This window comes from Mycobacterium sp. 852002-30065_SCH5024008, assembly GCF_001665645.1.
GTDB lineage: Bacteria > Actinomycetota > Actinomycetes > Mycobacteriales > Mycobacteriaceae > Mycobacterium > Mycobacterium paraffinicum.
The window spans coordinates 76,027-100,807 of the sequence record NZ_LZSZ01000078.1; the positions used below are offsets into that span (position 1 = coordinate 76,027).

At 66.0% G+C, this 24,781-nt stretch carries 27 protein-coding genes; 14 read left to right on the forward strand and 13 right to left on the reverse strand.

Annotated features, from left to right (window positions below; translation table 11 throughout):
• Positions 1-32: 32 nt before the first annotated feature.
• From A5781_RS10050 to A5781_RS10065, 4 genes are read right to left on the reverse strand one after another with little or no spacing between them, the layout of a single operon-like run.
• Complete coding sequence (locus A5781_RS10050) at positions 33-482, reverse strand: nitroreductase family deazaflavin-dependent oxidoreductase (protein WP_067204370.1); 450 nt, start codon at positions 480-482, stop codon at positions 33-35.
• A gap of 39 nt (positions 483-521) precedes the next feature.
• A complete protein-coding gene (locus tag A5781_RS10055; RefSeq protein ID WP_067204373.1) occupies positions 522-974 on the reverse strand; it encodes a nitroreductase family deazaflavin-dependent oxidoreductase in 453 nt (150 codons plus the stop codon).
• 59 nt (positions 975-1,033) lie between these two features.
• On the reverse strand, positions 1,034-1,426 hold the full coding sequence (locus A5781_RS10060) for a hypothetical protein (RefSeq protein WP_067204376.1): 393 nt from the start codon (positions 1,424-1,426) through the stop codon (positions 1,034-1,036).
• A gap of 6 nt (positions 1,427-1,432) precedes the next feature.
• The gene (locus tag A5781_RS10065; protein WP_067204378.1) at positions 1,433-2,596 is read right to left on the reverse strand and encodes a steroid 3-ketoacyl-CoA thiolase; all 1,164 of its coding nucleotides are present in this window, start codon (positions 2,594-2,596) and stop codon (positions 1,433-1,435) included.
• A gap of 122 nt (positions 2,597-2,718) precedes the next feature.
• On the opposite strand from A5781_RS10065, the gene A5781_RS10070 reads away from it, so the two are divergent.
• The 6 genes from A5781_RS10070 to A5781_RS10095 are packed head-to-tail and all read left to right on the forward strand — an operon-like array spanning position 2,719 to position 8,652.
• A complete protein-coding gene (locus A5781_RS10070) occupies positions 2,719-3,960 on the forward strand; it encodes a cytochrome P450 (protein WP_067204383.1) in 1,242 nt (413 codons plus the stop codon).
• 7 nt (positions 3,961-3,967) lie between these two features.
• On the forward strand, positions 3,968-4,981 hold the full coding sequence (locus A5781_RS10075; protein WP_067204386.1) for an acyl-CoA dehydrogenase family protein: 1,014 nt from the start codon (positions 3,968-3,970) through the stop codon (positions 4,979-4,981).
• Positions 4,972-6,135 (forward strand): acyl-CoA dehydrogenase FadE29, encoded by a 1,164-nt coding sequence (gene fadE29, locus A5781_RS10080; RefSeq protein ID WP_067204389.1) that lies wholly within the window; start codon positions 4,972-4,974, stop codon positions 6,133-6,135. Before A5781_RS10075 ends, fadE29 begins: the two co-directional genes overlap by 10 nt.
• The gene (locus tag A5781_RS10085) at positions 6,132-7,085 is read left to right on the forward strand and encodes a bifunctional MaoC family dehydratase N-terminal/OB-fold nucleic acid binding domain-containing protein (protein WP_067204392.1); all 954 of its coding nucleotides are present in this window, start codon (positions 6,132-6,134) and stop codon (positions 7,083-7,085) included. Before fadE29 ends, A5781_RS10085 begins: the two co-directional genes overlap by 4 nt.
• Positions 7,082-7,483: a MaoC family dehydratase gene (locus A5781_RS10090; protein WP_067204394.1), complete on the forward strand. Its 402-nt coding sequence runs from the start codon at positions 7,082-7,084 to the stop codon at positions 7,481-7,483. Before A5781_RS10085 ends, A5781_RS10090 begins: the two co-directional genes overlap by 4 nt.
• Positions 7,483-8,652, forward strand: a complete 1,170-nt coding sequence (locus A5781_RS10095; protein WP_067204397.1) for a lipid-transfer protein — start codon at positions 7,483-7,485, stop codon at positions 8,650-8,652. Before A5781_RS10090 ends, A5781_RS10095 begins: the two co-directional genes overlap by 1 nt.
• 67 nt (positions 8,653-8,719) lie before the next feature.
• Here A5781_RS10095 and A5781_RS10100 read toward each other — a convergent pair whose 3' ends face one another.
• Together A5781_RS10100 and kstD are read right to left on the reverse strand one after the other, a co-directional pair.
• Positions 8,720-9,580 (reverse strand): MaoC/PaaZ C-terminal domain-containing protein, encoded by an 861-nt coding sequence (locus tag A5781_RS10100; RefSeq protein WP_067204400.1) that lies wholly within the window; start codon positions 9,578-9,580, stop codon positions 8,720-8,722.
• 1 nt (position 9,581) lies between these two features.
• Positions 9,582-11,264, reverse strand: coding sequence for a 3-oxosteroid 1-dehydrogenase (gene kstD / locus A5781_RS10105; RefSeq protein WP_067204505.1), 1,683 nt, complete (start codon positions 11,262-11,264; stop codon positions 9,582-9,584).
• A gap of 72 nt (positions 11,265-11,336) precedes the next feature.
• Here kstD and A5781_RS10110 point away from each other — a divergent pair, with 72 nt between their 5' ends.
• The 7 genes from A5781_RS10110 to A5781_RS10140 all read left to right on the forward strand — a co-directional run bounded on the left by A5781_RS10110 (position 11,337) and on the right by A5781_RS10140 (position 17,687).
• Positions 11,337-12,122 carry a 2-keto-4-pentenoate hydratase gene (locus tag A5781_RS10110; protein ID WP_067204402.1) on the forward strand — a complete coding sequence of 262 codons (786 nt, stop codon included), beginning with the start codon at positions 11,337-11,339 and terminating at the stop codon, positions 12,120-12,122.
• Between the two features lie 52 nt (positions 12,123-12,174).
• Positions 12,175-13,107, forward strand: a complete 933-nt coding sequence (locus A5781_RS10115; protein WP_067204405.1) for an acetaldehyde dehydrogenase (acetylating) — start codon at positions 12,175-12,177, stop codon at positions 13,105-13,107.
• Positions 13,104-14,165 carry a 4-hydroxy-2-oxovalerate aldolase gene (dmpG, locus tag A5781_RS10120; protein WP_067204410.1) on the forward strand — a complete coding sequence of 354 codons (1,062 nt, stop codon included), beginning with the start codon at positions 13,104-13,106 and terminating at the stop codon, positions 14,163-14,165. Before A5781_RS10115 ends, dmpG begins: the two co-directional genes overlap by 4 nt.
• A 64-nt stretch (positions 14,166-14,229) precedes the next feature.
• Positions 14,230-14,541: a hypothetical protein gene (locus A5781_RS10125; protein WP_067204414.1), complete on the forward strand. Its 312-nt coding sequence runs from the start codon at positions 14,230-14,232 to the stop codon at positions 14,539-14,541.
• Positions 14,542-14,629: 88 nt separating this feature from the next.
• Entirely contained in the window at positions 14,630-15,757 is a 1,128-nt protein-coding gene (locus A5781_RS10130) for a hypothetical protein (protein WP_067204417.1), read from the forward strand.
• Positions 15,758-15,759: 2 nt separating this feature from the next.
• Positions 15,760-16,542 carry an SDR family oxidoreductase gene (locus A5781_RS10135; protein WP_067204420.1) on the forward strand — a complete coding sequence of 261 codons (783 nt, stop codon included), beginning with the start codon at positions 15,760-15,762 and terminating at the stop codon, positions 16,540-16,542.
• The gene (locus A5781_RS10140; protein WP_067204424.1) at positions 16,542-17,687 is read left to right on the forward strand and encodes a sulfotransferase; all 1,146 of its coding nucleotides are present in this window, start codon (positions 16,542-16,544) and stop codon (positions 17,685-17,687) included. The genes A5781_RS10135 and A5781_RS10140 overlap by 1 nt, the downstream gene beginning before the upstream one ends.
• Before the next feature lie 186 nt (positions 17,688-17,873).
• Here A5781_RS10140 and A5781_RS10145 read toward each other — a convergent pair whose 3' ends face one another.
• Positions 17,874-18,326 carry a hypothetical protein gene (locus tag A5781_RS10145; protein ID WP_067204427.1) on the reverse strand — a complete coding sequence of 151 codons (453 nt, stop codon included), beginning with the start codon at positions 18,324-18,326 and terminating at the stop codon, positions 17,874-17,876.
• Between the two features lie 5 nt (positions 18,327-18,331).
• Positions 18,332-19,489 (reverse strand): Rieske 2Fe-2S domain-containing protein, encoded by a 1,158-nt coding sequence (locus A5781_RS10150; protein WP_066955237.1) that lies wholly within the window; start codon positions 19,487-19,489, stop codon positions 18,332-18,334.
• A gap of 126 nt (positions 19,490-19,615) precedes the next feature.
• Between A5781_RS10150 and A5781_RS10155 the strand changes: the two genes are divergently transcribed.
• Entirely contained in the window at positions 19,616-20,140 is a 525-nt protein-coding gene (locus A5781_RS10155; RefSeq protein WP_067204430.1) for a gamma carbonic anhydrase family protein, read from the forward strand.
• A gap of 31 nt (positions 20,141-20,171) precedes the next feature.
• Here A5781_RS10155 and A5781_RS10160 read toward each other — a convergent pair whose 3' ends face one another.
• The 5 genes from A5781_RS10160 to A5781_RS10180 form a co-directional block, all read right to left on the reverse strand.
• Positions 20,172-20,954, reverse strand: coding sequence for an alpha/beta hydrolase (locus tag A5781_RS10160; RefSeq protein ID WP_067204434.1), 783 nt, complete (start codon positions 20,952-20,954; stop codon positions 20,172-20,174).
• 92 nt (positions 20,955-21,046) lie between these two features.
• Positions 21,047-21,460, reverse strand: coding sequence for a nuclear transport factor 2 family protein (locus tag A5781_RS10165; RefSeq protein WP_067204437.1), 414 nt, complete (start codon positions 21,458-21,460; stop codon positions 21,047-21,049).
• Positions 21,457-22,656, reverse strand: a complete 1,200-nt coding sequence (locus tag A5781_RS10170) for a thiolase domain-containing protein (RefSeq protein ID WP_067204439.1) — start codon at positions 22,654-22,656, stop codon at positions 21,457-21,459. The genes A5781_RS10165 and A5781_RS10170 overlap by 4 nt, the downstream gene beginning before the upstream one ends.
• Positions 22,656-23,720, reverse strand: coding sequence for a thiolase domain-containing protein (locus A5781_RS10175; protein WP_067204443.1), 1,065 nt, complete (start codon positions 23,718-23,720; stop codon positions 22,656-22,658). The genes A5781_RS10170 and A5781_RS10175 overlap by 1 nt, the downstream gene beginning before the upstream one ends.
• Positions 23,721-23,735: 15 nt before the next feature.
• The gene (locus A5781_RS10180; RefSeq protein ID WP_067204446.1) at positions 23,736-24,731 is read right to left on the reverse strand and encodes a Zn-ribbon domain-containing OB-fold protein; all 996 of its coding nucleotides are present in this window, start codon (positions 24,729-24,731) and stop codon (positions 23,736-23,738) included.
• Positions 24,732-24,781: the final 50 nt, after the last annotated feature.

Sequence of the window (24,781 nt, forward strand, 5' to 3'; positions counted from 1 at the left end):
CTCTCGAGAAACGTTTTATGTGTGCCGCACGCTCAACGCGGCGGCTCGCACACCACGAGCGGGATGACCCGGTCGGTGACCGCGCGGTACTTGCGGTAGGGCGGGTACATCCGCATCAGTGGCGGCCAATAGCGTTCCCGCTCATGGTCGGTGGCGTCGCGGGCCACCAGATCCATTGATTGGGAACGGATTTGGACTCGCACCTCGGGATTCTCCTTGAGGTTGTGGTACCACAGAGGATGCTCCTGCCGCCCGCCGAAGGAAGCCGGCAGAATGACCCGATCGCCATCGCGCAGATACAGGGTCGCGGTGGTCCGCGGCTCGTTGGACTTTCGTCCGGTCGTCGTCAGCAACGCCACCGGAAACCGCACCAGCCTCGCGCCGATCCGGCCATCCGTTCGGCGGTACACCCAGATGTGTGCGCGCGCGAAGTATTTGAGCAGCAGACCGACCGCCCGGGAGTTGCGAATCCAGTTCGGCATCTTGCCCAGGATGATTCCCCACCTGGGGCAAGGGAAACGTCAGGGGTCGCAGATCACGATGGGGATGACCCGATCGGTCCAGGACCGGTAGTCGTCGAACGACGGGTACATGGCGTCCAGTTTCGGCCAGTACTGCGCGCGCTCGGCCTCGGTGGCATCGCGGGCCTGCAGTTGTAGCACATCGTCCTTGATCTGCACGGAGACTTTGGGATTGGCCTTGAGGTTGAGGTACCACAGCGGGTGCTTGTCGCTGCCGCCCTTCGAGGCGACCAACACCACCCGGTTCCCTTCGCGCAGGTAGAGCAGCGGGCTCACCCGGGGTTCACCCGTTTTGCGGCCCGTGGTGGTGAGCAGTGCGACGGGAGCGTTCTGGAAGGTGCTGCCGAATCTCCCGTTGCTGCGCCGGTAGATCCACGTGTTGCCCTTGGCCATCCACTTGATGATGAAGCTGACCCAAGGAGCATTCAACGAGCGTGGTTTCGGTTTGGGCATGATGTTCCTCTGTGCTCGATCTGGCCGGCGCCCCGCACCCCGCTTTGCGGGCTGCGTCGTTAGCGGCCCTGCTGAATGAACGGTTGGAAGCGAACCTTGATGTGGTGGATTTCGGCTCTGCCGCTCGGGGTTTCGGCGGGAATCACGAACGTCTCGTCGACCCGTGCGGCCAGCCGCCGACCGCCGAACGCCGCCTTGGTCAGCACGGCGTAGGCCGCGTGCACCCGGTCGCCGTCGATTCGGTAGTCCGGCGGCGTCGTTTCCTTGAGCAATCGGTACTGAGCCCCGCGATTGAGGCTGCGGCGCAAGTGGTTTCCGGAGAATCCGTTCTTGACGCCCTGCTCGATGCGGGTGCAGCCGGCGGCGAACGGAACGGAGTCGCCGTCATGGCTGACGAGCGCGTCGATGTAGGACTGCGCCGCGGCGATGCGGCTGGATTCCGAGACGATCAAGACGAGCTAGATGCGCTCGATGATGGTGCCGGTCGACAGGGCACCGCCCGCGCACATGGTGATCAGCGCGGTGCTCTGGTCGGTGCGCTCCAGCTCGTGCAGCGCCGTGGTGATCAGCCGGCTGCCCGTGCTGCCCACCGGGTGGCCCAGCGCGATGGCACCGCCGTTGACGTTCACCTTGTCCATGTCCGGATTGTGCACCCGGGCCCAGGACAGCACGACCGACGCGAACGCCTCGTTGATTTCGGTGATATCGATGTCGCCCATCTTCATGCCGGCCTTCTCCAGCACCTTGGCCGTCGACTGCACCGGGCCGTCCAGGTGGTAGTAGGGCTCGGCGCCGACCAGCGCCTGGCTGATGATGCGGGCGCGCGGCCGCAATCCGAGCGCCTTGGCCTTGTCCTCGTCCATCCACAACACGGCAGCGGCACCGTCGGAGATCTGCGACGACGTCCCCGCCGTGTGGATCCCGCCCTCGATGACCGGCTTGAGCGAGCTCAGGCCCGAGAGCGTCGTCTCACGCAGGCCCTGATCGCGCGAGATGGTGACCCGCTCCGACGTCGGTTGCTTGTTCTCGTCGAGCGCCGGCGCCTCGATCGGAGAGATCTCGCGGTCGAAACGGCCCTCCTCCCATGCCCGCTTGGCCTTGGCCTGCGACTGGTAGCCGAACTGGTCGATGTCGTCACGGGTGATGCCGCGCCGCTTGGCGATCCGCTCGGCCGCGGTGAACTGGTCGGGCAGGTCGATGTCCCACGACGCGGGCCGCAGGATCCCGCGATCGGGGCCGGCGTTGGCGCCGAGCCCGACGCGGCTCATCGCCTCGATTCCGCACGCAATGCCGACGTCGATGGCGCCCGCCGCGATCAGGCCCGCGATCAGGCCGTTGGCCTGCTGGCTGCTGCCGCACTGGCAGTCGACGGTCGCCGCGCCGACGTGGTCAGGCAGGCCCGCGACGAGCCAGCTGACGCGCGTGATGTTGTTGGACTGCTCGCCGAACTGCGTCACGCAGCCGCCGATGACCTGTTCGACGTCGCCGGCGTCGATGCCGGCCTTCTCAACCAGTGCCCTCTGCACCGCACCAAGCAGCTCGGTGGCGTGCAGGCCTGACAGCCATCCGTTGCGCTTGCCGATCGGGCTGCGGGTGGCTTCGACGATTACCGGGTTACCCATTCCGTCAGGCTAGAACACGTTTCATTACTCTGACAAGCGAGGATGGTGACCTGCCTTTTATCTGCGCAGGAGCCGTGTTTTACTGGCACTAGAACACGTTGCAATTGAGGAGCGCACACATCATGGCACCCCCCAACATTCCCGCCGACTTCGACTTCCTTGACCCTGACGTCAACCTCGCAGGGTTGCCCGTTGAGGAACTCGCCCAGCTGCGCAAGGCGGAGCCGATCCACTGGGTCGACATCCCGGGCGGCTCGGGCGGCTTCGAGGACCACGGATACTGGCTCGTCACCAAGCACGCCGACGTCAAGGAGGTGTCGAAACGCAGCGACATCTTCTCGAGTTGGATGAACGGCGCCATCCCGACGTGGCCGCCGGAGATGAAACGGGAGCAGGTCGAGCTGCAGCGCAGCGTCATGCTCAACATGGACGCACCCCACCACACCCGGCTGCGCAAGATCATCTCCCGCGGGTTCACGCCGCGGGCCATCGGACGGCTGGAGGCCGAGCTGGCCCAGCGCGCCCAGAACATCGCCAAGACCGCGGCGGCCGAGGGGAGCGGCGACTTCGTCGAGCAGGTCTCGTGCGAGCTGCCGCTGCAAGCCATCGCGGGCCTGCTCGGCGTTCCCCAGGAGGATCGCGACAAGCTCTTCCGCTGGTCCAACGAGATGACCGGTGGCACCGACCCCGAGTACGCCCACGTCGATCCCGCGCAGTCGTCCATGGAGCTGATCACGTACGCGATGGCGATGGCCGAGGAGCGGGGCAAGAACCCCACCGACGACATCGTCACCACGCTCATCGAGGCCGACATCGAGGGCGAGAAGCTCTCGGATGACGAGTTCGGCTTCTTCGTGGTCATGCTCGCGGTGGCGGGTAACGAGACCACTCGGAACTCGATCACCCACGGCATGATCGCCATGGCGAACAACCCCGATCAATGGGAGCTCTTCAAGAAGGAGCGCCCATCGACCACCGCCGACGAGATCATCCGGTGGGCCACTCCGGTATCGGCCTTCCAGCGCACCGCCAACGAGGACACCGAGTTGGCCGGCGTGCAGATCAAGAAGGGTCAGCGGGTGGTGATGTCCTACCGGTCGGCCAATTTCGATGAAGAGGTCTTTGAAGACCCGCACACCTTCAACATCCTGCGCGACCCGAATCCCCATGTCGGCTTCGGCGGCACCGGCGCCCACTACTGTATCGGCGCGAACCTGGCCCGCATGACCATCAACCTGATCTTCAACGCGGTCGCCGATCACATGCCGGACCTCAAGCCGATCGGCGAGCCCGAGCGGCTGCGGTCGGGTTGGCTCAACGGGATCAAGCACTGGCAGGTCGACTACACCGGCGCCACACGGTGACGTCCTGATGGACTTCAATCTCACTGCGACGCAACAGGCCGTCGCCGATGTGGTGACGTCCGTTCTGGACCGGGATCTCAGCTGGGAAGCGCTGGTCAGCGGGGGCGTGCCGGCGCTGCCGGTCCCCGAGCGTCTGGGCGGTGACGGCGTGGGCCTGCCCGAGGTCGCCACGGTGCTGACTGAGGTGGGTCGTCACGGCGCCATCACGCCGGCGTTGGTCACGCTCGGTTTCGGCGTGGTGCCGCTGCTCGACCTGGCGTCCGATGAACAGCAGGACCGGTTCCTGGCCGGTGTCCCGAAGGGCGGCGTGTTGACGGCCGCGCTCAACGAGCCGGGGACCGCGCTGCCCGACCGGCCGTCGAGCACCTTCGCCAACGGGCGGCTGTCGGGCACCAAGGTCGGTGTTGGCTATGCCGGACAAGCGGATTGGATGATCGTCACCGCGGACAGCGCGGTCGTCGTCGTGTCGCCGAAGGCCGACGGTGTGCAGCTTGTCCAGACCCCGACGTCCAGCGACACCGATGAGTACACGGTGACGTTCGCTGACGTCGCGGTCGGTGACTCCGACGTGCTGGCGGGCGCGACGGCCCCCCGAGTCAACCAGTTGGCGCTGGCGGCAATCGGCGCGTACGCCGACGGATTGGTGGCGGGGGCGTTGCGCCTCACCGCCGACTACGTGGCCAACCGCAAGCAGTTCGGCAAGCCGCTGTCGACGTTCCAGACGGTGGCCGCCCAGCTCGCCGAGGTCTACATCGCCTCGCGCACCATCGATTTGGCGGCGAAGTCGGTCGTGTGGCGACTGTCCGAAGGGCGGGATGCTGACGACGACCTCGATGTCCTGGGGTACTGGGTCACGTCGCAGGCGCCGCCGGTGATGCAGCTCTGCCACCACCTGCACGGCGGCATGGGAATGGACATCACCTATCCGATGCACCGGTACTACTCCACAATCAAAGACCTGACCCGGCTGCTGGGCGGGCCTTCTCATCGTCTCGACCTGGTGGGAGCGCAATGTTCATAGACCTGACTCCGGAGCAGCGTCAGCTGCAAGCGGAATTACGGGAATACTTTTCGAACCTGATCTCCTCCGATGAGATGAAGGCGATGGAGCAGGACCGTCACAACGAGGCCTATCGTGCGGTGATCCGGCGGATGGGCCGGGACGGCAAGCTCGGGGTCGGATGGCCAAAGGAGTTCGGCGGGTTGGGTTTCGGCCCGATCGAGCAGTCGATCTTCGTCAACGAGGCGCATCGGGCCGACGTGCCGCTGCCCGCGGTGACGTTGCAGACAGTGGGTCCCGTCCTGCAGCAATTCGGTAGCGAGGCGCAGAAGAAGAAGTTCCTGCCGGCGATCCTGGCCGGTGAGGTGCACTTCGCGATCGGTTACACCGAGCCCGAGGCGGGAACCGATTTGGCCTCCCTGCGGACCACCGCCGTGCGTCAGGGTGACGAGTACATCGTCAACGGGCAGAAGATCTTCACCACCGGCGCTCACGACGCGGACTACATCTGGCTGGCCTGCCGCACGGATCCGGAAGCCGTGAAGCACAAGGGCATTTCGATCCTGATCGTCGACACCAAGGATCCCGGTTATTCCTGGACGCCGATCATCCTGTCCGACGGCGCCCACCACACCAACGCCACGTACTACAACGACGTGCGCGTGCCCGCGGACATGCTGGTCGGCGAGGAGAACGGCGGCTGGCGGCTGATCACCACCCAGCTCAACAACGAACGGGTCATGCTGGGCCCCGCCGGCCGTACGGCCGGCATCTACGACCGGGTGCACGCCTGGGCGTCCAAGCCCGGCGCCGACGGGGTCACGCCGATCGACCACGCCGACGTCAAGCGGGCGCTCGGTGAGATCCACGCGATGTGGCGAATCAACGAGCTGCTGAACTGGCAGGTCGCCGCCGCGGGCGAGGACATCAACGTGGCCGATGCCGCCTCGACGAAAGTCTTTGGTACGGAGCGTATTCAGTACATCGGCCGACTTGCCGAGGAGATCGTCGGCAAGTATGGCAACCCGGCCGAGCCGGAGACCGCCGAGCTGCTCAACTGGCTGGACTCGCAGACCAAGCGGAACCTGGTGATCACCTTCGGTGGCGGCGTGAACGAAGTGATGCGAGAAATGATCGCGGCCGCCGGCCTCAAGGTGCCGAGGGTGCCCAGGTGACCGACATCCAGGAAGCGATCGCGGAGATCAAGGCGGCCGGGGGTCCGAAGCCGCGCGCCGGCCGCGACCCGGTGAACCAGCCGATGATCAACAACTGGGTGGAGGCCATCGGCGACGGCAACCCGATCTACGTCGACGAGGCAGCCGCCCGCGCCGTCGGACACCCGGGAATTGTGGCCCCGCCGGCCATGATTCAGGTGTGGACCATGTTCGGCCTGAGCGGGGAACGGCCGAAGGACGACCCGATGGGGCCCATCATGCAGTTGTTCGACGACGCCGGCTACATCGGCGTCGTCGCCACGAACTGCGAGCAGACCTATCACCGCTACCTGCAGCCCGGCGAGCACGTCAGCATCACTTCGGAGATGGGCGACGTAATCGGGCCCAAGCAGACCGGTTTGGGTGAGGGCTATTTCATCAACCAGCACATCATCTGGCGGGTCGGGGACGAGGATGTCGCCGAGATGAATTGGCGCATCCTGAAATTCAGGCCGCGCGAGGCCGCTGAGCAGGCGTCGTCGGTGCCCGCGGATCTCGACCCCGATGCCATGATGCGCCCCTCGTCGTCGCGCGACACGGCGTTCTTCTGGGAGGGCGTCAAGGCACACGAGCTGCGGATCCAACGGCGGCCCGACGGCAGCCTACAGCACCCGCCGGTGCCCGCCGTGTGGCAGGACAAGGCCGCTCCGATCGACTACGTGGTGGCGAGCGGTAAGGGCAAGGTCTTCAGTTTCGTTGTGCACCACGCACCGAAGGTGCCCGGGCGCACGCTGCCTTTCGTGATCGCGCTGGTCGAACTCGAGGAGGGCGTGCGGATGCTCGGCGAGCTGCGTGGGGCGGACCCGGGCTCGGTGGCGATCGGAATGCCGGTGCGCGCAACCTATATCGACTTCCCGGCCGGCGACACCGGCCCCGAGTGGACCCTGTACGCATGGGAGCCAGACGCATGAGCGCCCCGACCATCGAAGTGGGCACCGTATTGCCGGAGCTGAAGCTGCACGGTGATCCCACGTTCATCATCTCGACGGCCCTGGCGACGCGGGACTTTCAGGACGTACACCACGACCGCGATCTGGCGCAGGCCAAGGGGTCGAAGGACATCTTCGTCAACATCCTGACCGACACCGGGCTGGTGCAGCGTTACGTCACCGACTGGGCGGGTCCGTCGGCGCTGATCAAGTCCATCGGGCTGCGGCTCGGGGTGCCGTGGTACGCCTACGACACGGTGACCTTCTCCGGTGAGGTGACTGCCGTGGACGACGGCCTGATCACGGTGAGGGTGTTCGGCCGCAACAGCCTTGGTGACCACGTCATCGCGACCGTGACCCTGAGGATGGGGGACTCCTGATGTTGTCGGGTAAAGCCGCGATTGTCGGCATCGGCGCCACCGACTTCTCGAAGGACTCCGGTCGCAGCGAGCTGCGGTTGGCGGCCGAGGCGGTGCTGGACGCGTTGGACGACGCGGGTCTTTCGCCGTCCGATGTCGATGGGCTGACCACCTTCACGATGGACACCAACAACGAGACTGCTGTCGCGCGGGCGGTCGGCATCGGTGATCTGACGTTCTTCTCGCAGATCGGATACGGCGGCGGCGCCGCGTGTGCGACCGTCCAGCAGGCGGCGATGGCCGTCGCCACCGGCGTGGCGGACGTCGTGGTGGCGTACCGGGCATTCAACGAGCGCTCGGGCATGCGGTTCGGCCAGGTGCAGACCCGGCTGGTGGGAGATGCCCGCGCACAAGCGGATTCGACCGCCGCGGACAACTCGTTCTCCTACCCGCATGGCCTCTCGACGCCGGCCGCGCAGGTCGCCATGATCGCCCAGCGCTACATGCACCTGTCCGGCGCGACCAGCCGCGACTTCGGCGCCATCTCGGTGGCCGACCGTAAGCACGCCGCCAAGAATCCGAAGGCGTACTTCTACGAAAAGCCGATCACCATTGAGGACCACCAGAATTCGCGGTGGATCGCCGAGCCGCTGCGACTGCTGGACTGCTGCCAGGAAACCGATGGCGCGGTCGCGATCGTGGTGACTTCGCCCGAGCGCGCGCGGGACCTCAAGCAGCGGCCGGCCGTCATCGAGGCGGCATCGCAGGGCTCGAGCCCCGACCAGTACACGATGGTCAGCTACTACCGACCGGAACTGGGCCTGCCCGAGATGGGCGTGGTGGGCCAGCAGCTTTGGGAGCAATCCGGCTTGAAGCCGTCCGACGTACAGACCGCCATCTTGTACGACCACTTCACGCCCTTCACGCTGATCCAGTTGGAAGAGTTGGGATTCTGCGGCAAGGGCGAGGCCAAGGACTTCATCGCCGATGGCGAGATTGAGATTGGTGGCCGGCTTCCCATCAACACGCATGGCGGTCAGCTCGGTGAGGCGTACATCCACGGCATGAACGGCATCGCCGAGGGCGTGCGGCAATTGCGCGGCACCTCGGTGAACCCGGTCCCCGACGTCGAACACGTGCTCGTCACCGCGGGTACGGGTGTGCCCACGTCGGGCCTGATCCTGGGCTAGGCCGGGTTCTCCTCTTTGCGCCGAGCGTGCGGCCAGCCGCACACTCGGGGGAGAAGCGAAGAAAACCCTAGGCCGGCACCAGCTCTACGCCGCTCAAAACCACGGCGTTGTCGCGGGCAGGCGCGACGACGCTGGCCAGCAGGCGCCCGTCTTCCTTCCAGATGCCGACATTGAGCGTCTCGCCGGGGAACGCCACACCGGCGAAGCGTGCGCCGTAGGCGGCCACCGCGCCGGCGTCGCCGTCCAGCAGCGTGTCGACGATGGCCTTGCACGTCATGCCATACGTGCACAGGCCGTGCAGGATGGGCTGCGAAAAGCCGGCCGCCGCAGCGAATTCCGGATCGGAGTGCAGCGGGTTGCGGTCCCCGCAGAGCCGATACAGCAGCGCTTGCTGCGGCAGGATCGGCACCGCCACCTCGACATCGGGCGCGCGGTCCGGCGCCGCGTCCGACGTGGACGGCCCGCGCTCGCCGCCGAATCCGCCTTCGCCACGGGCGAAGATGGACCGCCGCTGGGTCCACAGCAGCGTGCCGTCGGGCGCGCTGGCCGTCGTCTCGCTCCAGATCACCGCGGCCTTGCCCTTGTCCCAGATGTCGGTGAACCGGGTGACGGCGCGAGCGGATCCCGAGGGCGGCAGCGGCCCGGGCACCTCAACCCGTTCGCTGGCGTGCAGCACCTTGCCCAACTCGATGTCGATGCCGGGGAATTGCACGGTCGGCGGCTTGGTCATGTGAAAGGACGCCGCCACGTTGCCGAACGTCGGCAGGACCTGCGGTGTGTCGTCAAGGAGGTAGCGCAGTTCGCGCGGGTCCATCGGATCCTTGCCGGCCCCCAACGCCAGGTGGTAGAGCTGCACATCGCTGCTCGTCCAGGCGAATTCGATGGGGTCCAACTCGGCGGCCAGCGCGACGTCTACATCGATAGGCATATCAGTTTTCCCCCGCGATGTGCAGTGCGGCCAAGTAACCGTAGGTCATCGCCGGGCCAATCGTGCCGCCCGGACCCGGGTAGGTGTGACCCATCACCGGGGCACTGACATTGCCTGCGGCGTAAAGGCCTTCGATGATCGAACCGTCGTCGCGCAGCGCACGGCCGTGGACGTCGGTGCGGACGCCGCCCTTCGTGCCCAGGTCTCCGGGCACCATCTTGGCGGCGTAGTATGGCGCGTGGGTGAGCTCGCCGAGGTTGGGGTTGGGCTTGTTGGTCGGGTCGCCGTAGTAGCGGTCGTACGCGCTCTCGCCGCGGTGGTAATCCTCGTCGACGCCTGACCGGGCGAAGCCGTTGAATCGCTGCACCGTGGCCAATAACTCGGCCGCCGGAAGGCCGGCCTTTTGGGCGAGCTCCTCGAGCGTGTCGGCCTGGATGATGACCCCGGACTCCAGCCACTTGCGGGGAATGCGTTGCCCCGGCTGCAATCCCGCGAAGATATAGCGGTCCCGGTATTGCTGGTCGAACACCAACCACGCGGGAATGTTCTCGCCCGGCCCCGACCCCTGGCCGAATTCCCCGCCGTACATGTGGTGGCAGGCCTCGACGTAGGGCATCGACTCGTTCATGAACCGCTTGCCCGACATGTTCACGATGATGGATCCTGGCGAATTGCGTTCCGACAACGCGAACCACGGTGCGCCCACCAGCGGGACCGTCGGGCCCCACCAGGCGTCTTCCATCAGTTCCAGTGCGGCACCCAGCTTTTCGGCGGCCACGATGCCATCACCGGTGTTGGCCTTGGCGCCGACGGTCCACTCCGTGGTGATCGGCGCGCGCTGGTACTTCACGCGCATCTGTTCGTTGTGCTCGAAGCCGCCCGAGGCGAGGATCACCCCACGACGGGCCCGGATGAGGCGCGGCTCCGATGACTCGGATGCGCCGCTATCGCGGACATAGACCCCGCGCACCACGCCGTCCTCGACGTACAGGTCGGTCAGCGCGGTGTTGAGCAGCACCGGGACGCCCGCCCGCTGCAGCCCGATCCGCAGCGGGCCGATCAACGCCCGGCCCATGCCGACGAGGTTCTTACCGGTCGCCTTCGCCCACATCGTGCGGGCGCCGACCTTCAGGCTGCGCAGCACACCCCGAGGGTGTCGCTTGAGCTGGTTCAGCCGCACGTAGTCCTGTTGCATCACAACCACGTTGAGCGGCACCTTGCCGTATGCCGGTTCCAGCCCGGCCTCGTCGGGTCCGAGCTTGCGGGCGTCGAACGGCTTCGGCTCGATCGAGCGGCCTTCCGCGCGACCGCCGGGCGCCTCCGGGTAGTAGTCGGAGTAGCGCGGAACCCAGCACATCTTCAGCGGCGTGTGCTTCAGCACGAACGACAGCATCTCGGGTCCGCGGTCGAGGTAGGTGTCGATGCGCTCCGGCTCGACGACGTTGCCGACGATCCCGTGCAGGTAGGTCCGGGCCGCCTCGGGATTGTCGCGGACGCCGTCGCGCTTGAGCACCTCGTTGTTGGGAATCCACACGCCACCACCAGAGCGGGCGGTGGAGCCACCAAAGTGCGCAGCCTTCTCGATGACTACTGCGGAAAGGCCCCGGTGAGCGGCGGTAAGGGCAGCCACCATGCCGGCTCCGCCGCTCCCGACCACGACGACGTCGAGCTCCTGTGCTGTCATGTAGAACACGTTATAGAATTGCCCAGGCCGGCCGCTACTGGGCCGGTCACACGAACGAGGGGACTTCTGCAGATGCTCAGTGTTGCGACGCGAGACGAGCTTGCTGCCGACTTGGCGCAGGCTGAGCGGAGCCGCGAGCCGATCGCGCCGCTGACTGCCGCCCACCCGGACATCGACGTCGTCGACGCCTACGAAATCCAGCTGATCAACATCCGTCAGCGGGTCGCCGAGGGGGCCCGCGTGCTGGGCCACAAGGTGGGCCTGTCGTCGAAGGCGATCCAGCAGATGATGGGGGTCGACGAGCCGGACTACGGGCATTTGCTGGACGAGATGGAATTGTTCGAGGACACGCCGGTTAAGGCGAACCGCTACCTGTGGCCGAGGGTCGAGGTCGAGGTCGGTTTCATCCTGAACGCCGACCTGCCGGGAGCCGGCTGCACCGAGGAAGACGTGCTGGCGGCCACCGAGGCGCTGGTCCCTTCGATCGAGTTGATCGATACCAGGATCACCGACTGGAGGATCGAGTTGTGCGACACCATCGCCGACAACGCCTCGTCCGCGGGCTTCGTTCTCGGCAAGGCGCGCGTCTCGCCTCGCGACGTCGACCTGAAGGGCATCGACGCCGTGTTGCGCTGCAACGGCGAGGTGGTCGCGGAGGGCCGCACCGACGCGGTGCTGGGCAACCCGGTCACCGCGGTCGCTTGGCTGGCCCGCAAGGTGGAGGGCTTCGGTGTACGGCTGCGCAAGGGAGACCTGGTGCTGCCCGGATCGTGCACGCGAGCGATCGACGCGCATGCCGGCGACCAGTTTGTGGCCCACTTCACGGGCCTGGGTTCTGTTCAATTGTCTTTCGAATAGTCTCGAATTAAATCGTCGGACTTAAATATCGAGAGCTTCGCAAAGGAGCGTCATGCCGGCTAAGGCGAGTGTGGCCATTGTCGGGTCGGGAAACATCAGCACTGACCTGCTTTACAAGCTGCTGCGGTCGGACTGGCTGGAGCCGCGCTGGATGGTGGGCATCGACCCGGAAAGCGAAGGCCTGGCACGGGCCCGCAAGCTGGGTCTGGAGACCACGCACGAGGGCGTTGACTGGCTGTTGGCCCAGTCCGAGAAGCCCGACCTGGTGTTCGAGGCGACCAGCGCCTACGTGCACCGGGACGCGGCGCCGAAGTATGAGGCCGCGGGGATCCGGGCGATCGACCTGACGCCGGCCGCGGTGGGCCCCGCGGTCATCCCGCCGGCCAACCTGCGACAGCACCTCGATGCGCCGAACGTCAACATGATCACCTGCGGGGGCCAGGCGACCATCCCCATCGTGTACGCGGTCAGTCGCGCGTTGGTCGACCAGGGCGGGGTGCCGTACGCCGAGATCGTGGCGTCGGTGGCGTCGGTCTCCGCGGGGCCGGGCACCCGGGCCAACATCGATGAGTTCACCAAGACCACCAGCAAGGGTGTGGAAACCATCGGCGGTGCCAAGCGCGGCAAGGCGATCATCATCCTCAACCCCGCCGACCCACCGATGATCATGCGCGACACCATCTTCTGCGCCATCCCCGAGGACGCCGACCGGGACGCGATCGCCAAATCCATCCACGACGTCGTGGCCGAGGTGCAGACCTACGTGCCGGGGTATCGGCTGCTCAACGAGCCGCAGTTCGACGAGCCGTCGATGAACTCCGGTGGTCAGGCGGTCGTCACCACGTTCGTCGAGGTCGAGGGCGCCGGCGATTACCTGCCCCCGTATGCGGGCAACCTGGACATCATGACCGCCGCGGCCACCAAGGTCGGCGAGGAGATCGCGAAGGAATCCTTATCCGCGACGGCGGGAGGAGCGCAGGCATGAGCACTCAGGAGATCTTCTTCAACCCGATCTGGGACGTCCGGCTGACCGACACCTCGCTGCGCGACGGCTCCCACCACAAACGCCACCAATTCACCAAAGAAGAGGTGGGCGCCATCGTGGCGGCGCTGGACACCGCGGGTGTGCCGGTCATCGAGGTCACCCACGGCGACGGGCTGGGCGGGTCGAGCTTCAATTACGGGTTCTCCAAGACGCCCGAGCAGGAGCTGATCAAGCTGGCCGCCGAGACGGCCAAGGAAGCCAAGATCGCCTTCCTGATGCTGCCCGGCGTGGGCACCAAGGAGGACATCAAGGAAGCCCAGAACAACGGCGGCTCGATCTGCCGGATCGCCACCCACTGCACCGAGGCCGACGTGTCCATTCAGCACTTCGGCCTGGCCCGCGAGCTGGGGCTGGAAACCGTCGGGTTCCTGATGATGTCGCACACCATTTCGCCGGAAAAACTCGCGCAGCAGGCCCGCATCATGGCCGACGCGGGCTGCCAGTGCGTCTATGTGGTCGACTCGGCCGGCGCGCTGGTTCTCGAAGGGGTCCGCGACCGGGTGGCCGCGCTGGTCGCCGAATTGGGGTCGGCTGCTCAAGTTGGTTTTCATGGGCACGAGAACCTCGGCCTGGGGGTGGCGAACTCGGTGGAGGCGGTCCGGGCGGGCGCCAAGCAGATCGACGGCTCGTGTCGCCGGTTCGGCGCCGGCGCGGGCAACGCGCCCGTCGAGGCGCTCATCGGGGTGTTCGACAAGATCGGCGTCAAGACGGGTATCGACTTCTTCGACATCGCCGACGCCGCCGAAGAGGTGGTCGCCCCGGCGATGCCGGCAGAATGCCTGCTGGATCGCAACGCGCTGATCATGGGCTACTCGGGGGTGTACTCGAGCTTCCTCAAGCACGCCATCCGCCAGTCCGAGCGCTACGGCGTACCCGCGCATCAGCTGCTGCACCGGGCGGGTCAGCGCAAGCTCATCGGCGGCCAGGAAGACCAACTCATCGATATCGCGCTGGAAATCAAGCGCGAGCAAGAAAGCGGCACCGCGTCCTCGCGCTGACCACCTCCTCCTGAGCGACGAAACGCACAGGTTACGCAAAGCTGCCGCGAGTACTCTGGCGCGCATGAGCACATCCAACACAGTCGGCGCTCGCCGCCGCGGGCTGTACGGCCTGCTCGCCGGGGGGCTGCTGACCGCCACCGCCGCCGCGGTCATCGCGGTGCCACTGGCGGGCACGGTCAACGCGGCTCCCCAGTGCAACCAGACCGTCGGAAATTCCATCGACTCGTACCTGAAGCAGCACCCCCAGCTCCACCAGGAGCTGCAGGCCAGATCTCAGGCCGAGGGCGGTAACGGCAACGTCATGGACTACCTGAATCGGCATCCCGACGTCCGGCAGCACCTGATCGACCTGTCGCAGCAGTGCGCGCCCTAGCGAGTCGGCCTCGTCCTTGAACGTGCGGCCGACGCGCGGGAAACGTTCGCCATTGACGAAAAAGTAGAACACGTTCTAGCGTCTAGGCGTGTTCTCTGATCCCCTCACCGCCGCGATCGTCGAAGCCGAGAAACTGATCGCCGACGCCCCCCACATCGAGACCGACGCTGACCTGCTCGAAGGGCTGCAGTACCTGGCGGGCTGCGTTTCGGCCTGCATGCACCTGGCCTTCGACTACGACCGGGACCACCCGTTCCTGCAGTCGGGCACCGGACCGTTCACCAAGATGGGCCTTGACAACCCCGACACCCTCTACTTCGGCACCCGGGTGCACGCCAATCACGACTACGTCGTCACGGGCCGGCGCGGCACCACGACCGATCTGAGCTTCCAGCTGCTCGGCGGTGAATACACCGACGACAACGTGCCGGCCAGCCAGGCCGCGTTCGACGACCGTGAACTCGAAATCGACGCGGACGGCAGCTTCGAGTGGCGGGTGCGGCCCACCAGCCCGGGGCAGCTGGTCATCCGCGAGGTCTATGGCGACTGGTCGGCACAGCGCGGCACGCTGGCCATCTCCCGGCTGGACACCGCAGGCACCGCCCCACCGCCGCTGACCTGCGAAACCATCGAAAAGCGTTACGCCACAGCCGGGAAGCAGCTCGTCAACCGGGTGAAGACCTGGCTGCAATTTCCGCAGTGGTTTTATCTCGACCTCCCGGTCAACACCATGGTCGCACCGCGGCTGACGCCGGGTGGGCTGGCGACGCAATATTCGTCGGTGGGCCACTACGACCTGCGGCCCGATCAGGCACTGGTGATCACCATCCCGGTCTCCGACGCCCCCTACCTCGGCTTCCAACTGGGCAGCCTGTGGTACATCTCGCTGGACTACATCAACCACCAGACGTCGCTGAACAATACTCAGGCGCAAGCGGATCCGGATGGAAAGGTGCGCATCGTCGTGGCCGACCAGAACCCGGGGGTGACCAACTGGGTGGAGACACTGAACCATCGGCGGGGCTTCCTGCAGTTCCGCTGGCAGCGGGTGTCCCGTCAACTCACCGAGGCCGACGGCCCCACCGTGGACCTGGTCGACTTCGACGCCATACCGGCCACGTTGCCCTACTTCGAGCACAATAAGATTTCCGACGACGAATGGCGTGCGCGAATAGTGCTGCGTCAACAACAAATTGCGGCCAGGATGCTGGGGTGACGATGTCAGGATTGCTGAACGACAAGGTCGTCGTCATCAGTGGCGTGGGACCGGGGCTCGGCACCACCCTGGCGCACCGGTGCTCTCAGGACGGTGCCGACCTGGTGCTGGCGGCGCGGACCGTGGAGCGGCTGGAAAACGTCGCCAAGCAGATCAACGACACCGGGCACAAGGCGTTGGCGGTGCGTGCCGATATCACCGACGACGACGAGGTCAACTACCTCGTCGAGACCACCATGGCGACCTACGGCAAGGTCGACGTGCTGGTCAACAACGCGTTCCGGGTGCCGTCCATGAAGCCGTTGGCCGGCACCAGTTTTCAGCACATCCGTGACGCGATCGAGCTGAGCGCGCTCGGCGCGTTGCGGCTCATCCAGGCTTTCACGCCCGCGTTGGAGAAGTCACACGGGTCGATCGTCAACGTCAACTCCATGGTGCTACGGCACTCCCAAGCCAAATACGGCGCCTACAAGATGGCCAAGTCGGCGCTGCTGTCCATGTCGCAATCCCTGGCCACCGAGCTGGGTGAGAAGGGGATCCGCGTCAATTCAGTTGCCCCCGGCTATATCTGGGGTGAAACATTGCAGGCTTATTTCGAGCACCAGGCAGGCAAGTACGGCACCACGGCGGAGGAGATCTACGCGGCGACCGCGGCGAACTCCGACCTGAAGCGCCTGCCCACCGAGGACGAGGTGGCCTCGGCGATCCTTTTCCTGGCCAGCGATCTGTCCAGCGGCATCACCGGGCAGACCCTGGACGTCAACTGCGGGGAGTACCACAACTGATGTCCGATCGCACCGATATCGGCACCGTCGACGAACTGCACGCATCGGCCACCAAGCTGACCGGCCTCGACGACTTCGGCACCGACGACGACAACTACCTCGAAGCGCTGGAGGTGCTGCTGGACTCGTACCGGCGGGAAGCCGGTCTAACCGTGTTGGGCAGCAAGATGAATCGGTTCTTCCTGCGCGGCGCGCTGGTGGCCCGGCTGCTGTCCGAGGCGTCCTGGAAGCAGTACCCGCAGCACGCCGACGTGGTGATCGAACGCCCGATCTTCGTCACCGGCCTGGTGCGCACCGGCACCACCGCGCTGCACCGCCTGCTCGGCGCCGACCCCGCGCATCAGGGCCTGCACATGTGGCTGGCCGAATTCCCGCAGCCTCGTCCACCACGCGAAACCTGGGAGTCGCATCCCCTCTATCGCCAACTCGACGATCAATTCAACAAGCACCACCAGGACAACCCCGGGTACACCGGCCTGCACTTCATGGCCGCATACGAACTGGAGGAGTGCTGGCAGCTGCTTCGGCAATCGATGCATTCGGTGTCCTACGAGACGTTGGCGCATGTGCCCACGTACGCGCAGTGGCTGTCGCAACAGGACTGGACGCCGTCCTACCAGCGGCACCGCAAAAACCTCCAGCTGATCGGACTGAACGACACCGAAAAGCGTTGGGTGCTGAAAAATCCCAGTCATCTGTTTGCGTTGGACGCCTTGATGGCGACGTATCCCGACGCGCTGGTGATTCAGACACATCGGCCGGTCGAGACGATCATGGCTTCGATGTGCTCGCTTGCCCAGCACACCGCCGAGGGATGGTCGACGAAGTTCGACGGAGCTCAAATCGGCGCTGACGCAATGGATACCTGGTCGCGTGGACTGGAGCGCTTCAACACCGCCCGCGCCAAATACTCGCCGTCTCAGTTCTATGACGTCGACTACAAGGAACTGATCGCCGATCCGATCGGCACGGTGGCCGACATCTACCGCCACTTCGGATTGTCGCTGACCGAGGAGGCGCGGGCGGCGATGGAAAAGGCGCACGCCGACAGCCAGTCCGGCGAGCGGGCGCCGAAACACCGCTACTCGCTGGCCGATTACGGGCTGACCGTTGAAACCGTCAAGGAGCGGTTCGCGGGATTGTAGTCAGTCGCCGATACGCTGCGGCCCTAACCACACACCGTCTGGAGACCGATGGCGCCGGCCCGCTCGCGCGCCGAGGCAAGGTCCGGTGATGCCGCGAACCGATGGCCAGCGCTCGAGACGGCGACATCGCGGTGGTATTCCTCGAGGCGTTCGAGCCGATAACCAAACTGCCCCAAGGGCAGTGATTCAGTCAGCGTCCGGATCGTCGGGCTCGGCCAGATAGCCCTCCGCGACGGCGTGTTCGATGCTGTCGCTCAGTTTGGGGCACGACCGGGTGCGTGCGGTATCGCCGCCGGAGTTACGCACCTCGGTGAAGTGCGCGCAGCGCTGCAATGCTTCGGTGTTCCATTGCACGGCGGTGTGGCCCGGGCCCAGCCTTCGGACGGTGACGGTGACGTGGCAGAACCGGCAATCCACCGGAAGCAGCCCCGAACTGAGGTAGCGTTCTCGGTCGGCGCGGCTGGCCTCGGCGACGGCGGCGGCGCGTTGCGGATCGTTGGCGAAATCCCTTGACTTCGACCAAGATCCGCCATTGCTTTCGGAACTGACCGGTCGCTCGTCGTGGTCGTGGTGATCGCCGTGCAGCAACAACATCGACCGAGCGAGCCGATCGACGTCAGGAACCTGATCGCCGGGCATGTCGGTCAGTGTTGCTCCGCGGGTACGTCTTCGGTCTCTTTGGTCTTCAGGTTCTCTTCGACCTCGGCGTTCCAGTACTCGTTGGCGCGCGTGGTGTCCACCTCGATCTCGAAGCGTTCCACCATCTCCGGCTGGATGTCGGCAACGTCGACATAGAACTGCTGATACCAGCGACGCAGCTGATAGACGGCGCCGTCCTCCTCGACCAGCAGCGGGTTGTCGATGCGGGTCTTGTGCTTCCAGATTTCGACGTCCTGAAGGAAGCCCTTGCTGACGCCTTCGGTGAACACCCGCGACAGCTTCTCGGTCATCTTTTCGTCCATGCCCTTGGGCTTTTCGACGATGACGCCCCACTGCAGCACGAACGAGTTCTGGGTAACCGGGTAGTGGCAGTTGATCAGGATCGACTCGGCCTTGTATCCGCCGTAGCTGTTGTGCAGCCAGTTGATCATGAAGGACGGCCCGAAGTACGACGCCTCCGAGTCGAGGTGCGCCTCACCGTACGAGGTGCCCAGGTCGTTGACGTCCGGCCGCCCCACGTTGTGCAGATACTGCGACGCGATGTGGCCCTCGAAAACGTTCTTGAAGTACGTCGGCAAACCGAAGTGGATGTAGAAGAAGTGCGCCATGTCGGTGACGTTGTCGATGATGTCGCGGCAGTTCGACCCCTCGATGAGGATCCGGTTCCACCGCCATTCGGTCCACTCGTCACTCGCCGCTTCCGGGATGTCGGGAATCCGCACCGCGGGGTCCGGCGGGTTCTGCTCGTGGTCGTGCCAGACGAACAGCAGGCCGCCGCGTACATCGGTCGTCCACGAGCGGGTGCGCGCCGTCTTGGGTGTGCGCTTGGCGTACGGCACCAGCTTGCAGCGCCCATCACCACCCCAGCGCCAGTCGTGGAACGGGCAGGCCACCTCGTCGCCCTTGATGGTGCCCTCCGAGAGGTCGCCACCCATGTGCCGGCAATAACCGTCCAGCACCTTCAGGTCCCCACTTGAGTCGGCGAAGACCACGAGCTTGGTACCGAACGCCTCGACGGAGTGCGGCTTACCGTCCTGGAAATCCTTCGCGACGCCCAGGCAGTGCCAGCCCCGGGCGTACCTCGTCGGCAACGCGCCGGGATCGATTTCCCGGATGCCGACCGCTTTGGTGTCGGTACTCACCAGTCACCTCCAACTCACGACCCCTCTAACTAGAACACGTTACAGTTTTGCGCCCGGGGCGCGCAACGACGGCGAGTCTGGCTGGGCTTTCCCGCGGCGTGCGCGCACTCGGGGTATATCTAGACGATGCCGCTGTTTGCTTTCGAGGGGCGGGCGCCGCGGGTGGATCCCACCGCGTTCGTGGCCCCGACCGCCACCCTGATCGGCGACGTTGTCGTCGAGGCCGGTGCCTCGGTGTGGTTCAACACCGTCCTGCGCGCCGATTATGGGCCCATCGTGGTGCGGGAGGGCGCGAACGTGCAGGACGGGTCCGTGCTGCACGCGCCGCCGGGCATCCCGGTCGACATCGGCCCGGGCGCCACGGTGGCGCACATGTGCTGCATTCACGGGGTGCACGTCGGGTCCGAGGCCTTGATCGCCAACCACGCCACCGTTCTCGACGGCGCGGTGATCGGCGCACGGAGCCTGATCGCAGCCCACTCGCTGGTGACGGCCGGCACCCAGATTCCGGCCGGCATGCTGGCGGTAGGCGCACCGGCGCAGATCAAGGGCCCGGTCGCCGGGACGGGCGCCGAGATGTGGGTCAAGGTGAATCCGCAGGCCTATCGCGAGCTGGCTCAGCGGCACCTGGCCGGGCTCGAGCCGCTCTAGACCTTCCGGGCCGACGTGTCCGCGCAACGCGTCAGACACTGGCGAAAAGGCGATGCGTCGCGATCCAATCGTCGATGAGGCCCATGGTGGCGGGTAACGCCGCTCCGGAAAACACCATGTGGTCAGACCCCGGGATCTCCACGTAACTCGCGTTGGCAAACCGGCCCGCCGTCCGGCGCGCCAGACGGGGCGGCATGATGCGGTCGTGGGCGCCACTGATGACGAGCACCGGTCCCGTGACGGCGCCGAAGTCCACTCTTGCGGCCTTGTTGCGGTCCAGCCACGGCATAGCCAGTTCGAAAAACAGCACCCGCCCGGATTCGCAGACCAGGTCGTCGAACACCTCGCGAGCCGCCTCCTCGGTCTGGGCGCTAGCGATCCCTCGCCGAAACCGTTGCCACGCCGGGGGATAGACGGCCCTGGCCCATGGCCGCGGCTTATGGGCGTGCGGCAGCGCGATGCCGATCGTCGTTGTATTCAGACCCGAGGGCCCCATTGACGACGGGCAGGCGGCGACGACGCCGGCATGTGCCGTCTGGGCCGCGACCAGCTGGACCAGCAGGCCCCCCAACGAGTGCCCGACCAGCAGCGGCGGGGAATCCAACGATGCGACCAGCGCAACGAGATCGTGTGTGTAGTCGCGGATGCTCAACGACGCGATCTTGGCCGCACCGTCGCGCAGGGGCAGTTCGTGATGGCGCAATGTCGGCGTGTGCACCGTGAAGCCACGTTCCGCAAAAGCGGCCCGGGCGGGTGCCCACTGCTCCCCGCGGCTCCATGAACCGTGCACGAGAACGGCGTGCTTGTCGGACATGAAGATAGCGTGCCAGCAGATGGGGCCGACGGTCGGCAGAATCGAAGCAGCGAGGGGAACTCGGCACTAACGTGTGATGTCGACCCCGCGTCCTAGCTGGTTACCTTCTTCAACGTGGCTGTCGCCCGGTCCATCTCCCAGTACGCGCGCAGGGCGGTCATCTTGCCCTCGTCGTCGGCCTTGTACGTGAACACACCCTCGGCGGTCACCTGGTAGTCACCATGGGTGATGAGGATGTGCCCGACATTGGCTTCCTCGTTGCCGCATTGGTAGGTGTCGCGGAAGACGAACTCGATTTTGGTGGTGGGGGCGATGGCCTTGTCCCAGAAGGCCGAGATCGCGTCGCGGCCCCGGTGGCCCCTGCCCTCCGGGTCGAACGCCGACGGCCCGATCGGATCCTCCACGACGGCGTCGTCGGCGAACACCGCCAGCCACGCCTCTTTGTCCCTGGCTATGACCGCCTCGCGCGAGCGCCGACCGGCCTCGTGCGCCGGGTGTTCGCTCACGCGTCGACTTTCTCAGGCGTGGGCTTGTCCGCACCGACCACCCACATGGAGTAGTACTGCGAGCCACCGCCGTAGGCGTGGCCCAAGGCCTTGCGCGCGCCCTGAACCTGGTGATCCCCACCTTTGCCCATCACCTGAATCGCCGCCTCGGCGAACCGAATCAGGCCGGAGGCGCCGATCGGGTTCGACGACAGCACACCGCCGGACGGGTTGACCGGCAGCCGTCCGCCGATCGCCGTCTCGCCGGCTTCGGTGAGTTTCCAGCCCTCGCCCTCGGGCGCAAACCCGAGGTTTTCCAACCACATCGGCTCGAACCACGAGAACGGCACGTAGATTTCCGCGGCGTCGATCTCGTCGATCGGGCTGGTGATGCCCGCCGCCTTCCACAGCGCGGCGGCCGCGTCACGCCCGGCCTGCGGGCTGACCTGGTCGCGGCCCGAGAACTGCAGCGGCTCGGTGCGCAGCGCGGTGGCATGAATCCATGCCACCGGTTGTCCTTGCGCCAGACGGGCTTCGGCAGCCTCCTCGTTGCCGATCACGACCGCGGCGGCGCCGTCCGATGACGGACACGTCTCGTCGTAACGGATGGGATCCCACAGCATCGGCGACTCCATCACCTTCTCCAAAGTGATGTCGGGCTGGTGCAGGTGGGCCAGCGGGTTGCGGGCCCCGTTGAGCCGGTCCTTCACCGCGACCATGGCGCCGATGTTCAACGGTGCGCCCGACCGGCGGATGTACGACCGCACGTGTGGGGCGAAATAACCGCCCGCACCGGCGCCGACCGGCTTGATGAAGGGGATCGGAATCGACAACGCCCACATCGCGTTTGACTCCGACTGCTTTTCCCAGGCCATCGCCAGCACACGCCGGTATTTGCCCGATTGGACGAGGCTGGTGGCCACCACCCCGGTGGATCCGCCGACCGAACCCGCGGTGTGCACCCGGATCAGCGGCTTGCCGGTGGCTCCCATGGCGTCGGCCATAAACAGCTCGGGCATCATGACGCCCTCGAAGAAGTCGGGCGCCTTGCCGACGACCACCGCGTCGATGTCGTCGAAGGTGGAGCCGGAGTCGGCCAGCGCGCGGTCGATCGCTTCGCGCACCAGCCCGTTCATCGAGACATCTTGTCGCTTCGCGACGTACTTCGTTTGTCCGGTACCGAGTACCGCGGCGAGGTTCGGGCCTGCACCGGCCATCAGTTCATTCCTTCCATGACCGCGACCAGGTTCTGTTGCAACGCGGGCCCGCTGGTGGCATGCGCGAGCACCCGCTCGGCCGACCCGTTCCAAATGTGTTGCGCCGCAAAGCCGATGCGCTCGAGCCCGGCGACGAACATGGGGTTCGCGGTCAGCGCGCCGCCGGACGGATTGACTTTGGTTGGCCCCGGAATCCGAATGGCATCCGCGACGATCAGGTGCTGGTGGGTGAAGGGCGCGCAGATCTCGGCAACGTCGAGGTTGTCGATCCTGCCCCCCGTCGCCGCTTGAGCCGCCGCCCTGGTCGACACCGATTGGGTGAGGTCGCGCGCGCCGAGCGAAGGCGTCTCGATGCGGTGCTCGATTCCCGTTATCCAGGCTGGGTTTTCGCGCAGTTCGCGCGCCCGGTCACCGGCCGCGAGCACGATGGCGGCGGCGCCGTCGGTGATGGGCGCGATGTCGTGGCGCCGCAGTGGCTCGGCGAAGAATGGCCTTTCGAGCAGTTCCGCGACGCTCATCGCCGGCTCCACAGAATCCGCCCGGCGGGCATTCTCGAAGGTGTCGAACGCGACGCGCGCCATCTGCTCTTCGGTCCACTTGCCGGTGTCGAGCCCGACGCGGGCCTGCAGCCCCGCCATCGACACGGAGTCCGGCCACAGCGGCGCGACGGTGTACGGGTCGGTCTGCCGCGACAGGATCCGTCGCAGAATCCCAGCCGAGGACTTGCCGAACCCGTACACCAGCGCGGTGTCCACCTCGCCGGTCAGCAGCTTGATGTACGCCTCGTAGAGGGCCCAGGCCGCGTCCATCTCGACATGCGACTCGTTGATCGGCGGGACAGCGCCGATCGAGTCAATTGCCGAGATGAACGAGAAAGCCCGTCCTGCAAGGTAATCGGACGAACCCGAGCACCAGAAGCCGATGTCGGCCTTGGTGATTCCGAGGTCCTCGTAGAGCTGGGCGAAGCACGGCATCAACATCTCGACACCGTTGGTGGTGCCGTCGGTGCGGCGGACATGCGGCGCGTGGGCAAAGCCGACCACCGCAACGTTGCGAGCGCTCATTTACAGGTAGGCCCTTTACAGGTGGTGCTTGTAGGTGTCGTACTCGGCGTCGGGTTCCCCTGTCGGCCGGAAGTACTCGATGTTGTCGATGCCAAAGCCCCACTCCTCGCGGGGTTTCCACACGGCTTCCACGCGCATCCCCATCCGCACCTCGTGGGCGTCGATATCGGCGACCAGGTGCAGAAAGGGAATGTCGGCCCCGTCGAGCAACACATAGGCCGCCACGTACGGCGGTTTGATGCGCTGTCCCTGGAACGGGATGTTGATGATCGCGAACGTCGTGACCGTGCCGTTGTCCGGCAGCTCGACGAACTCGGTGGTGGGCTGGCCGGTGGCCGGGTCCGCGCCGTGCGGCGGGAAGTAGACCTTGCCGGTTTTGCCGGTCCGCGCGCCCAGCAGCTTGCCCTGGGCGATGGCGCGCAAGTAGGCGCTCTCCTCATGGGAGGCGGTGTGCTGAATCGTCAGCGAGATTGGCGTGACGATCATGGTCACCGGATCCTGTTCGCCCGCGGCGTGTTCGGACACGGGTTCGGCTTCCTCGCCGAGTGCGAAGTAGGCGATGTCGGTAATCGCGCCCACCGGCTCGTCGGCCCAGTGCACGTGCACCCGGGAGCCGCACTTGATGGCGGAAGGACTGCCGGCGTCGACGGCGTGCATCAGCGGGGTGTCCGCGCCGTCGAGCTTGATCAGCGCCCAGGCGAACGGACGGTCCAGCGGCTGGCCTTCCAACGGTTCGGGTTGCCACGTCCAGGACACGACGGTGCCGACGCTGGAGACCGGTACCATTTCGCCCAGCGGCTCGTAGGTAACCGGGTCATATTCCGCCGGTGGAACGTGCACCCGGCCATCGGATCCGCGGGCCCCCAAGACATGGCGCTCACGCAGTGCGGTGAAGAACTTGCTTAGCGTGGGGCCGACCGAACGGGTGTAGTCGAAAGACAACGTCAGTGGCGCGGAGAGCGGTGGCTCAGGGTGATCCGTCAAGGTCGGGCTGCTCGAGCTGGCTGTCACGCCATCGAGTAGAACAGGTTCTAAGAACGGTTTCAACATCGGGTCGCCGG